The organism is Prescottella sp. GW823-FHT02E09, from assembly GCF_058797375.1.
The window spans coordinates 1-11,875 of record NZ_JBXAJP010000001.1 but is presented as its reverse complement, the minus strand read 5'-3'; the positions used below and the strand labels follow the sequence as shown (position 1 = coordinate 11,875).

Annotated in this window: 9 protein-coding genes and 1 pseudogene; 9 read left to right on the top strand and 1 reads right to left on the bottom strand. The window is 70.1% G+C overall.

Annotated features, from left to right (window positions below; translation table 11 throughout):
* Nucleotides 1–35: 35 nt before the first annotated feature.
* Nucleotides 36–740 (bottom strand): GNAT family N-acetyltransferase, encoded by a 705-nt coding sequence (locus AC1RIF_RS00050; protein ID WP_492599340.1) that lies wholly within the window; start codon nt 738–740, stop codon nt 36–38.
* A 65-nt stretch (nt 741–805) separates the two neighbouring features.
* Between AC1RIF_RS00050 and AC1RIF_RS00045 the strand changes: the two are divergent.
* The 9 genes and pseudogenes from AC1RIF_RS00045 to AC1RIF_RS00005 all read left to right on the top strand — a co-directional run.
* Nucleotides 806–1,306: pseudogene (locus AC1RIF_RS00045) on the top strand (Gfo/Idh/MocA family oxidoreductase); the annotation flags it as partial.
* Nucleotides 1,303–3,108 carry an FAD-dependent oxidoreductase gene (locus AC1RIF_RS00040; protein WP_492599339.1) on the top strand — a complete coding sequence of 602 codons (1,806 nt, stop codon included), beginning with the start codon at nt 1,303–1,305 and terminating at the stop codon, nt 3,106–3,108. The pseudogene AC1RIF_RS00045 and the gene AC1RIF_RS00040, both read left to right, overlap by 4 nt.
* On the top strand, nt 3,105–4,004 hold the full coding sequence (locus tag AC1RIF_RS00035; protein ID WP_492599338.1) for a sugar phosphate isomerase/epimerase family protein: 900 nt from the start codon (nt 3,105–3,107) through the stop codon (nt 4,002–4,004). Before AC1RIF_RS00040 ends, AC1RIF_RS00035 begins: the two co-directional genes overlap by 4 nt.
* Nucleotides 4,004–6,364 carry an ATP-binding protein gene (locus AC1RIF_RS00030; RefSeq protein WP_492599337.1) on the top strand — a complete coding sequence of 787 codons (2,361 nt, stop codon included), beginning with the start codon at nt 4,004–4,006 and terminating at the stop codon, nt 6,362–6,364. The genes AC1RIF_RS00035 and AC1RIF_RS00030 overlap by 1 nt, the downstream gene beginning before the upstream one ends.
* A gap of 140 nt (nt 6,365–6,504) precedes the next feature.
* Complete coding sequence (locus AC1RIF_RS00025; RefSeq protein ID WP_492599336.1) at nt 6,505–7,365, top strand: alpha/beta fold hydrolase; 861 nt, start codon at nt 6,505–6,507, stop codon at nt 7,363–7,365.
* 18 nt (nt 7,366–7,383) lie between these two features.
* Nucleotides 7,384–8,202: an enoyl-CoA hydratase/isomerase family protein gene (locus AC1RIF_RS00020; RefSeq protein WP_492599335.1), complete on the top strand. Its 819-nt coding sequence runs from the start codon at nt 7,384–7,386 to the stop codon at nt 8,200–8,202.
* An 86-nt stretch (nt 8,203–8,288) separates the two neighbouring features.
* On the top strand, nt 8,289–9,836 hold the full coding sequence (locus AC1RIF_RS00015) for a class I adenylate-forming enzyme family protein (protein ID WP_492599334.1): 1,548 nt from the start codon (nt 8,289–8,291) through the stop codon (nt 9,834–9,836).
* The gene (locus AC1RIF_RS00010; RefSeq protein ID WP_492599333.1) at nt 9,826–10,587 is read left to right on the top strand and encodes a crotonase/enoyl-CoA hydratase family protein; all 762 of its coding nucleotides are present in this window, start codon (nt 9,826–9,828) and stop codon (nt 10,585–10,587) included. The genes AC1RIF_RS00015 and AC1RIF_RS00010 overlap by 11 nt, the downstream gene beginning before the upstream one ends.
* A 5-nt stretch (nt 10,588–10,592) precedes the next feature.
* The gene (locus tag AC1RIF_RS00005) at nt 10,593–11,561 is read left to right on the top strand and encodes an adenosine deaminase (protein WP_492600097.1); all 969 of its coding nucleotides are present in this window, start codon (nt 10,593–10,595) and stop codon (nt 11,559–11,561) included.
* The last annotated feature ends 314 nt before the right edge of the window (nt 11,562–11,875 follow it).

Here is an 11,875-nt window from a genome sequence, read left to right as displayed (position 1 = left end):
CGTGTCTCGGCATCGCGGCCGCCGTTTCCCCCGCTTCACACGGTACTGGGAGCCACCTCGATCGACACGAAGGTTCCGAGTTCCTCGTAGCCCAGCGCCGAGGCCAGGCGGCGGGATGCGACGTTGTCGCGGTGTGCCCGCCACTGGGGGATCAGCCCCGCGTCGAGGGCGTCGTTGGTGGCCAGCAGTGTTGCGGTCGCGCCGAATCCGCGTCGACGGGCCGACGGGGCGGTCAGGGCGCCCATGTCCGCGACGATGCCCTGCCACTCCGTGTAACCGGCCGAGGACAGCGGGCGGTGGGCGTCGTCGACGACGGTGAACCAGCTGCCCTTGTCGGCGAGGCCGGCCTCCGCGACGTCGTCGGGCGGGCAGAGGTTCTGCAGCTCGACAACGTGTGCCAGGTCGTGCGAGACCAGTGGTTCCTCGACCGCCGTGGCCGTTCCGAAGTCCGCAGCCCAGGCGAGCTCGGTGGGTCCGGCGCTGCGGCCCGCGTGGTCCTTCGCGAGCGCGGAGAAGGCGCCGGAGCGGGCGAGGTCGTCGTCGGACCAGTCCTCCGCGCGTTCGGTGGCCCATGCCGGGCCGACGAGCGCGCTCGCACCGGCGACCGTCACGAATCTGATCCGATTCGCGGCCTCGTCGACCCGCACGTGGCGGGTGCCGGGGGTGTCGAGCGCGCGGTCGGGTATACCGAGTTCCCGAGACCAGGCGAGCCGGATGATGTCGATCTGATGCGCGTCCACGGGACCCAACGGTAGTGCGGTCAGTAGCGGGCGCGCCCTCCGCTCGCGCCGTAGACGGCGCCGGCAGCGGCTTCATCCGCACCCACACGCACGGCGAGCACATCGAGACCGAGGACAGTGCCTCGGCGGTCGTCTCGTTCGCGTCGGGCGGAACCGCGACCGTCACCGCGACCACCGGTGCCAATCACAATCTCGGCAACCGTGTCACCGTGATCGGCCGGACCGGTGCGATCGCCAGCGTCCTCGAGTTCCCCGAGGGGCAGGAGGGCGTCAACGAGATCTGGACGGCGCCGGGTGAACTCGAACTGCGCACCCCGTTCTCGCCCGAGACGCACGCCAATCTCGACGTCGGGGAAGTCAACGCCCGGCTCACCGACTTCCACACGCGGCAGGTGCAGGACTTCGCCGACGCGGTGCTGACCGGCCGTGCGCCGGCCGTGACGGGGCGCGACGCGCGGGCCTCGCTCGCGATCGTCGCTGCGATCTACGAGTCGTCGCGCACCGGGCGGGTCGTCGACCTCACGCCTGCAACAACTCTCACCACAGCAAACAAGGAGACCCGATGAGTTCCGACCAGCCCCACGGCGGCCTCGCCTACGACGTCGTCGTCGGTTCCGGCGCGGGCGGGCTCTCCACCGCGATCGCCGCCGCGCACGGAGGAGCCTCGGTGCTCGTCGTCGAGAAGGCCGACGTGTGCGGCGGCGCGACGGCGTGGTCCGGCGGCTGGATGTGGACGCCCCGCAACATGTTCGCGCACGCCGACGGCGTCCACGAGGACCGCTCGCTACCGCGCACCTATCTGGAGCATCGTCTCGGTGACAACTTCGACGCCGAGAAGGTGGACGCACTGCTCGACGGCGCACCCGACATGGTGGAGTTCTTCGAGAAGCAGACCGCGTTGCAGTTCGTGCCCGGCGCCAAGATCGCCGACATCCACGGCGACACCCCGGGTGCCGGCACGGGCCACCGGTCGGTCGGCCCGAAGCCGGTGAGTCTGCGCAAGCTCGGCCCGGACGTGGCCGCGCTGCTTCGCCGACAGCTGTACGAGACCTCGTTCCTGGGCATGGGCATCATGGCCGGTCCCGACCTGCAGGCGTTCCTGCACTCGACGCGGTCGCCGAAGGCGTTCGTGCACTGCGGTGTTCGCGTGACCAAGCACCTGATCGACCTTGCCACGAAACGGCGCGGTCAGCAGTTGGTGAACGGCACCGCGCTGGTGGGCCGGATGCTCCGGTCGGCTCTCGATGCGGGTGTCGAGATCCGGGTGAGCACGTCGGCGACGGCGCTGCAGACGGACTCCGCCGGGCATGTCGTCGGCGTCCGCCTCGAGGGGTCGGACGGTGCCTACACCGTGCAGGCCCGCCGTGGCGTCGTGCTCGCCACAGGCGGCTTCACCCACGACATCGATCGCCGTCGAGAGTTGTTCCCGCGCAACCCGACCGGCCGCGATCACTGGACGCTCACCCCGTCGACCACGACCGGCGACGGCATCGGTCTCGGCGAATCGGTGGGCGGTCGCCTCGACCGCTCGCTCGCCTCGACCGCTCGCTCGCCTCGACCGCTCGCTCGCCTCGACCGCTCGCTCGCCTCGACCGCTCGCTCGCCCGTCGCGTACTGCCCCGTCTCGATCGTGAAGTACCGCAACGGCAGGCAGGGCGTGTTCCCGCACATCCTCGATCGCGGCAAGCCCGGCGCGATCGGTGTGCTCGCGAACGGTCGCCGCTTCGTCAACGAGGCCCTCGGCTACCACGACTACACACTCGCGATGGTCGAGCAGGTGCCGGACGGGGAGGAGGTGTGCTCGTGGTTGATCGCGGACCAGCAGTACATGCGGTACCTGCCGCTCGGCTTCGCCAAGCCCCTGCCGATTCCGATCTGGCCCTATCTGCGTTCGGGGTACCTCACCCGCGGGAAGACCGTGCGGGAGCTCGCGGAGAAGATCGGCGTCGACCCGGACGGACTGGAGAAGACGGTAGCGGCCTTCAACGAGGGTGCACGCGACGGTGAGGATCCCGAGTTCGGTCGCGGCACAACGCCGTTCAACCGCGGATCGGGGGACGCGGACAACCCGTGGCCCAACCCGTCCCTCGCACCGCTGGCGAAGGGCCCGTTCTACGCCGTCAAGGTGGTGCCCGGCAGTTTCGGCACGTTCGCCGGCCTCGTGACCGACTCGGCGTCGCGGGTCCTCGACGGCGACGACCGGCCGATCGGCGGACTGTTCGCGGTCGGTGTCGACCAGGCGAGTGTCATGGGTGGTCACTACCCGTCCGGTGGCATCAATCTGGGCCCGGCCATGACCTTCGGTTTCCTCACCGGACGCCGCCTCGCCTCGACCGAATCCACTTCGAAGACCGGAGACACCAAGTGACCGCGAAGCTGGGCCTGGCAGCCCTCACCGTCCTCGACACCGCGCCGATGCAGCAGGTGGACCTCGCCGAACGGTACGGGTTCGACACGATCGGGATCCGGCTGCTGCCGGCCGCGCCGGGTACCACCGCGTACCCCCTGCACGAGAACCCGGCAGACCTCGACAGGTTGGTGCGGCGGCTTGCCGACTCGCCGATCGACGTGTTCGACCTCGAGATCATCCGACTCGGCGCGGACTTCGATCCGGCGGACTACGTGCCGCTCCTGGACACCGGGGCCCGGCTGGGTGCCAAGGCTGTGCTGGTCGGAGGCGACGATCCCGACCGTTCCCGCCTGACCGACTCGTACGCGCGACTGGCCGAACTGTGCGTTCCGTACGGCATCGTCGCAAGCCTCGAGTTCATGCCGTGGACGGCGGTCCCCGATGCGACCGCCGCCGTCGATATCGTCTCGCAGGCGGACGGTCCGGCCCGCAGTGTGCTCGTCGACGGCCTCCACGTCGGACGCTCCACGACCACGCTCGACGATCTGCGGGCGATCCCGCGCGAGTGGCTGCACTATGCCCAGATGTGTGACGGTTCGGTCCCGACGCCGACCGACGACGCCGAGCTGATCCGGCATGTACGGGAAGAACGGTTGGTGCCCGGAACGGGTGGAATCCCGCTCGCCGACATCTGGGCGACGCTCCCCGACGACCTGCCGGTGAGCATCGAACTCCCGAACGAGCCGCTACGGCGGGAGGTCGGCACCGGCCCGTGGCTGGAGCGTCTGGTGGCCGCGACCCGCGAGATCCTGGTCCAGGCGAAGGGGCGCTCGGCACGCTGGACCGCGCCCCGGCATCCGGGGCCGGGGCGTACCGTCGAAGCTGCAGGGAGCGCGAGGGAGCGTGACGGTTGATGGCGACCACCGCCCGGAGCAGGGCCGGCAATCTGCCATCCGCGCTGACCACGTTCATCGGACGTCGGCGCGAGCTTGCTGCGGCCAAGCGATTGCTCTCCTCGGCGCGGCTGGTGACGTTGACGGGAATCGGTGGCGTCGGCAAGACACGGCTCGCGCTGCGGGTCGGGGAGGACGTGCGGCGCGAGTTCGCGGACGGTGTGTGGCTCGTGGAGCTCGCGGAACTACACGACCCGGAGCTGGTGCCCGACACGGTCGCCGCCGTCTTCGGGCTGCGCGACCAGGCGGCCCGGTCGCCGCTGGACCTCCTCGGTGAACACTTCGCCGATCGGGACGCGTTGTTGATCCTGGACAACTGCGAACATCTGGTGGCCGCGGCTGCCGCGCTGACGTCGGTGCTTCTGCGTGAGTGCCCCCGCGTGCGGGTGCTCGCCACCAGTCGGGAACCGCTGGGCGTGGGCGGGGAGTCGATCCTGCGGGTGCTGCCGTTGCCGGTACCGGATCCGGACGTCCCACCGGCCCTGGAGGTGCTCCCCCGATACGAGGCGGTGACGCTGTTCGTCGATCGAGCGCGTTCGGCGCTACCGGGTTTCGCTGTCACCGAGGACAATCGGATTGCGATCGCCAGGATCTGTCACCGTCTCGACGGTTTACCGCTGCCGATCGAGTTGGCCGCAGCCAGGGTGCGCGCCCTGTCCCCGGCTCAGATCCTGGAGCGGCTGACCGACCGGTTCCGACTCCTCACCGCGGGGAGCAGGGTCGCCCCGACACGACAGCAGACGCTGCGCTGCTCGGTGGACTGGAGCTACGAGTTGTGCACGCCGCCGGAGCGTCGGTTGTGGACCAGGTTGGCGGTGTTCTCGGGTGGGTTCGAACTCGATGCCGCAGAGGGCATCTGCGTGGACGACGCCGCGCCGGGTGAGATTCTGGACATCGTGGCCTCGCTGGTCGACAAGTCCATCCTCCTCGTGGAGGGCTCCGGCCCGGTGGTGCGGTACGGGATGTTCGAGACTCTCCGCGACTACGGCCTGGAGAAGCTCGCGGAATCGGGCGAGGACGTGCATTTCCGGCGGCAGCACCGCAACTGGTTCCGTGACTTCGCCGAACGCGCGGCCGCCGACTGGATCGGGCCCCGACAGCCGGAGTTGATGGCTCGACTCGACCGGGAGCAGGCGAACCTGCGTGACGCACTCGAGTTCTGCGTCAGCGACCCGGGCGAGGATGACGCGGGGGTGGGGATGGCGAACGCGCTGTTCCCGTTCTGGTTCTGCCGCGGGATGCTGGGTGAGGGTCGACGCTGGTTCGCGAGGACGCTGGCGGCGTCGGAGGACCGGCCCGGCGTTCTGCGGGTCGCGGCGCTGTGTGCGGCCAGCCAGTTGGCCGGAATGCAGGAGGACTTCGTGGCCGGCGCGGAACTCGCCGGCCACGGCGAGCTCCTCGCCGCCACACTGGGCGATCCCGTCGTCGACGCCATGGTCGCGCACGCGTTCGGTCGCCAGGCGTTGTATCGGGGTGAGCTCGCATCGGCGATCGAGTTCCTCGAGCGGGCACTCGGGCCGTTGCGGGGGGAACCCGATCCACATCGCCTGATCTGGGTGCTGCAGGCGCTCGGGCTCGTCGGCGGGATGAACGGAGACGTCGCACTCGCGCGAGCGTGTCACGAGGAGGTCCTCGCGATCACGGCCGCGCGTGGGGAGTACGAGTATCGGGCGCGGGCGATGTTCCTGCTGGGGCTCAGCGTGTGGCGGCAGGGCGATCGAGACCGCGCCACCGGCCTGTTCATCGAGGCGCTGCAACTGACTCGGGTGGTCGACGACCATTTCGCCGGGGCGGGATGCCTGGAGTCGGCGGCCTGGGGTGCGGCCGCCGCGCGCCAGGGCGAGCGGGCGGCGATCCTGTCGGGTGCGGCCGAGGCCCTGCGGCAGGCGATGGGGGTGCCGCCGGTACTGATACCGACCATGCTCGTCCATCACGAGGAATGCCGTCGGCTGTGCCGTCAGATTCTCGGCGACCGGGCGTTCGAGGCGGCGTTCGCCAAGGGGGCGGCGCTCGAGTTCGCCGAGGCCGTCGACTACGCGCTCGGGCGCCGGGACGGGTTCGACCTGTCCCGTGGCGAGATGGATGCCCCGACCGCGCCGATGCAGATCGTGACTCCGGCACCCGAGACGCCTTCGCTGACCCGCCGCGAGAGGCAGGTCGCCGATCTCGTCGCACGCGGGCTGACGAACCGCGAGATCGCGGAGGAGCTGGTGATCTCGCCGCGCACTGCGGAGGGCCATGTCGAACGCGTGCTGGCCAAGCTCGCCTTCGGATCACGCGCCCAGATCGCGGCCTGGGTGGCCGAACACGATCGCACCTGACCAGGTCGTTTCGCGGACCTGTGCGGATACCCGTCGCGACGAAACACGTATCGAAACCGGTAGATCCACGGTCCCCGACAGGGCGATTCCCGGGCACGCTGTGACCTGTCCCGTCCGACACCGGAAAACGAGGTCGTCCCGTGCGCCAGCATCCGCCCGTCCACTGTTCGATCGACGCCCGCTCCGAGCCGGTCCGCTGGCGGGACGTCGTCGTGGACGGACGGAACGCCGAGTACGGGGTGGCAGGGTCGGGAGAGCCGGTGGTCTTTCTGCACGGATTCGGGCTCACCCACCGTACCTATGCGGGCGCAGTCGAGCGGCTCGCGGCCACCGGTGCCCGTGTGTACGCGCCCGCGCTGCCCGGCTTCGCCGGCACCGACGCCCTGCCCCCGCACCACGACGGGTTCGGAGGTTACGCGCGATGGCTGGACCGGTTCCTCGACGCGGTCGGTGTCGACGGGCCCGTCACGCTGGTCGGGCACTCGTTCGGCGGCGGGGTGGGGATCGCGTCGACGCACGATCTCGGGACGCGGGTGTCGAGGTTGGTGCTGGTCAACTCGGTGGGCGGTGGGGCGTGGGCGCCCGGCGGCCCGCCGCGCGCACTTCGCGAACGTCCTCTCTGGCGGTGGGGAGCATCCGCGGCCGTCGATGCTCTCCTCGCGAGGCCACCGGCGATCGCGATCGCGGCGATCGCCGGCGATGCACTGCGCAATGCGGTCCGCAGCCCCGCGACGCTGTGGCGGATCGGTGAACTGGCCCGCGGCGCCGATCTGCGGGCGGAGGCCACCCGGATCGCCGAGCGTGGGGTACCGACCACCCTGGTCTGGAGTCACGGCGACACGTTCATCCCGCGTGCGAGCTTCGAGTCCCTGCGAGGAGCACTGCGCGACCCGCACGTGCACCGGGTCCCGGGCTGTCACGGCTGGCTCATCGGCGACCCGGACAGCTTCGGTCGGGCGATGACCACGGTGCTGGGGTCGTCGATCGCGCCCGCCGCGTGACGGTGGCATTCTGAGCCCATGACCGAACCCGACGCCGCCTCTTCTCCTGGATCCCGTCCGACCCGGCTCGAGCGCGTCACCACCGCCGCCGGTGCCGAAGTCGCGATCCTGACCTTCGCGCACGGACCGCTCAATCTGTTCGACCGGGCGATGTTCGACGCGGTCATCGCCGACATCGCGGACCTGACCGCGAGGCCGCCGCGGGCGGTCCTGGTGCGGGCCGAGGGCAAGGTGGTCTCCGGAGGTGTGGATGTCCATGTGTTCGACGGACTCACCGCGGACCAGGGCAGCGAGCTGTGGCAGTCGCTGTTCGCGCAGATCGCGCATCCACTCGAGGCCCTGCCGTGCCCCGTCGCCTTCGCCGCTCACGGGTTGACTCTCACCGCGGCGTTCGAGATCGCACTCGCATGCGACATCATCGTCGCCGGACCGAGGGCGAAGTTCGGATTGGTCGAGACCGTCGTCGGGTTGACGCCGTCGATGGGCGGTCCGCAGCGACTGGCCGAACGCGCCGGATCGGGACGCGCTCGGGAGTTGGTGATGACCGCGGACCTGTACGACGCCGCGACCATGCACGCGTGGGGTGTCGTCAACTACGTGCACGAGGATGTCGACGGCGAGGCCCGGTCTCTGGTCGCGCGCCTGGCGGACGGTCCCACCCGTGCGCACTCCGCCACCAAGACCATCGTCGCCGCGTGGCGTTCGGGTGGTGTCGCGCAGGCGGATTCGATCACACCGGAAACTTCGGGCGCGCTGTTCGGGACGGCCGACCTGCAGGGAGCGGTCCGCAGCTTCCTCGAGGTCGGCCCGGGGCATGCCACGTACACGGGGGAGTAGCGGCGCGCCGAGCCGGCGGTTCGACGGCGCGAATGTGACGACGGTCATATAGTCGTGCTGGTGGAACCTACTCGGTGGAGGTGGGCATGGCGTCGCTGCTCGAGTACCCGGTCGGGCCCGATCGCCTGCGGGACGACCGGTTGGTGCGCGGCGCGGACGGTCTGCTCCGCTACACCGGGCTGACCTCCTCCCTCACCGAACTCCTCGACGTCGCGGCGCACCGTTTCGGCTCCCGTGAAGCAGTCGTCGAGGTCGGCGGCGAGCGCCTGACGCACACGCAGTTGTGGACGTCGGCGGCGCGAGTGGCCGGGGGTCTGCTCCAGCAGGGGGTCGATATCGGTGACCGTGTCGCGATCCGGATGCCGAACGGGGCCCGTTGGGTGCAGGCGTTCCTCGGTGTGCTGCTGGCCGGTGGCGTGCCGGTGCCGATCCACCCGGGGCTCGACGCCGCGGAGGCGCAGCACATCGTGGCCGACAGCGGCAGTGTCCTCGTGTTGGACGACGAACTGCCGCAGGGGGTTCCGTTCATCGACGACGGTGCGGGGCCGGATGATTCGGCCTTGCTGTTCTACACCGGCGGAACGACGGGGCCACCGAAGGGCGTCGAGCTCTGTCACGAGAACGTGCTCTCGACGATCGAGTCGGTCATCGGGGCATGGGGTCGTGAACTGGATGGCGGAGTTGCGGGAGGGCTTCGTCACGCGATCGCCCTGCCGCTCAGTTCGGCGGCGGCGTGTGTGTCGCAACTGCTTCCCACGCTCGTCGTGGGCGGCACCGTCGTCCTGCAGTCCAACGCCGACGTCGGCACGCTGCTGCGTGCCCTCGACGTCGAACGAGTCGAACGTCTTTCGGTGGCCGCTCCGTTCTACCGGCAGATGGTTCGGGCGCCCGGCGCCGAGTTCGACGCGGTGCGGTCTCTCGCGCTCGACGACGAGCCGCTCTCGTCCCCGATGCTGCGGCGGCTGCGGGACCGCTTCCCGGCCGCCGACGTAGTCTCCGGCTGGGCGATGACGGAGACCGGCGGTGCCGGGCTGATCCAACGGGTCGGCGGTGTCGCGGGCGGCGACCGATTGCTCGAATCTCCACACGGGGGAATGGAATTCGCTGTCGCCGAATCCGATCCGGGTGTCGGCGAGTTGTGGTGCCGGGGGCCCAGTGTGATGCGGGGCTACTGGGGCGATCCCGCGACCACCGCCCGCACGACGGTCGGGGGATGGCTGCACACCGGCGACGTGATGCGGGTCGGTTCGGACGGCTCGTTCCGTATCGCGGGCCGGGCCGGGGATGCGGTCGAGTTCCCCGGTGGGGTCGTCTACGGCCGCGAGATCGAGGTCGCGCTGCTCGAGTGCCCCGGGGTGTCGGAGGCCGTGGTGGTGGGCGTGACGACGCCCGGTGGCCCCGACTTGGGGGTGGCCGTCGTCGGGGAGCCCGGCTCCGGTGTGGACCTCGACACGGTCCGCGAGCACCTCCGAACGGCGCTGGCGGGGTACCGCCCGTCGCGGCGGCTGTGTGCGAGCGTGCCCGCGCTGCCCCGGACTTCCACGGGACGCGTCGACCGGCGGTCGGTACGGTCGTGGCTGCAGGGGGCGCCAGGTTTGTGTTCCACGACGAAGGGATATGTCGATGTCGGATGAGGTCCTGCTCGACCGCCGCGATCGGGTGCTCGTGATCACGATCAACCGTCCGGAGGCGCGCAACGCGATCAACGCCGCGGTGAGCCGTGGCCTGGCCGCCGCCGTCGACGAGCTGGACGAGGATCCGGGTCTGTCGCTCGCCATCCTCACCGGGGCCGGTGGAAACTTCTGCGCGGGTATGGATCTCAAGGCCTTCGTCGCCGGCGAGAACGTGGTGGTGCCGGGCCGGGGCCTCGGTTTCACGGAGCAGCCTCCGCGCAAGCCGATCATCTCGGCGGTCGAGGGATACGCCCTCGCGGGCGGTACCGAGTTGGTGCTCGCGACGGACCTCGTGGTGGCGTCGCGCGCGGCCGAGTTCGGCATCCCGGAGGTCAAGCGCGGGCTGGCGGCCGGCGCCGGCGGCCTGTTGCGTTTGCCCGAGCGGATTCCGTACCAGAAGGCGATGGAGTACGCCCTGACCGGCGATCCGTTCACGGCCGAGGAGGCCGCCGCGTACGGGTTCGTCAACACGCTGACCGAGCCGGGCGGCGCGCTCGACGGCGCACTCGAGCTCGCGGAGCGGATCACCGCCAACGGCCCGCTCGCGGTCGCCAAGACGAAGGAGGTCCTCGTCCGTGCCCGCGACTGGCCCGCCGACGAGGCGTTCACGAAGCAGCTCGAGGTGATCGGCCCCGTGTTCGTTTCCGAGGACGCGCGGGAAGGGGCGACCGCGTTCGCGGAGAAGCGGGCACCCGTGTGGAAGGGGCGTTGACGAACATGACCGCGCTGCCGTTCGCGGAGCTGCACATGCACATCGAGGGAGCACTCGGCCCGGAGCTGATCTTCGCGTTGGCCGAGCGCAACCGGATGCACCTGCCGTATGTCGACCTGGCCGATCTCGAAGCGCGCTACGAGTTCACGGACCTGCAGTCGTTCCTGGACCTGTACTACGCGAACATGGCGGTGCTGCGGACCGCCGACGACTTCGCCGACCTCACCCGGGACTACCTGCGCCGTGCGGCCGCGGCGGGGGTGCGGCACGCGGAGATCTTCTTCGACCCGCAGGCGCACGTGTCGCGAGGCGTCCCGCTGCAGGTGGTCCTGGACGGCATCCTCGACGCGCTCGCCACCAGCGAGCAGGAGTTCGACATCAGTAGCGGCCTGATCGCGGCGTTCCTGCGCGACCAGCCCGTGCACGATGCCGAGGAGGTGCTCGCCGAGATCCTCAGACTGCAGGCGCCGATCATCGGCGTCGGACTCGACTCGGCGGAGGTCGGTTACCCGCCGACGTTGTTCGAGGACGTGTTCGCCCGGGCCCGCGCGGAGGGGCTGCACGTGGTCGCGCACGCCGGCGAGGAGGGGCCGCCCGAGTACATCTGGCAGGCATTGGATCTCCTCGGAGCCGAGCGGATCGATCACGGTGTGCGCTGCCTCGAGGACCAGGCGTTGGTGCAGCGTCTGGTGGACGAGGAGATTCCTCTGACCGTGTGCCCGCTGTCGAATGTCCGCCTGCGTGTGGTGGATATGATCGCCGATCACCCCCTGCGCACGATGATGCGCGCGGGTCTGCGGGTGACCGTCAACTCCGACGACCCCGCGTACTTCGGTGGTGACCTGGGGGAGAACATCGCCCAGTTGCGGGCCGGGATCGGGTTGACCGACAACGAGGTCGAGACACTCGCGCGCAACTCTATCGAGGCGTCCTTCGCATCGCCGGCTCGCAAGGCCGAACTGCTCCGCACCTGAGGCGTGTTCCGGAAGTGGTGACAGCGCAGGGCGTGGATGCGTTCGTCATCCTCGCCGACTACCGATCGGTCGGTGACACCGTCCGGCCCCGCCCCCTGTCGGGTAGCTCGCGCCAGTGCCGCGCCCGACATCTGCCGGGAACCGAGACAGCCGGAACCGACTGGGCAAGAAACCAATTCGAATGCGAAAAATGTGGCAAACGGTGCAATGAAACCGAAATGCCGGAGATGTGATTTAGGCGTGTTCAACTGGTCGATGCAACACCGGACTGCTGGATTGAGCGTAGCTGTTCGTCGAAGACTTCGGCGGGGGTC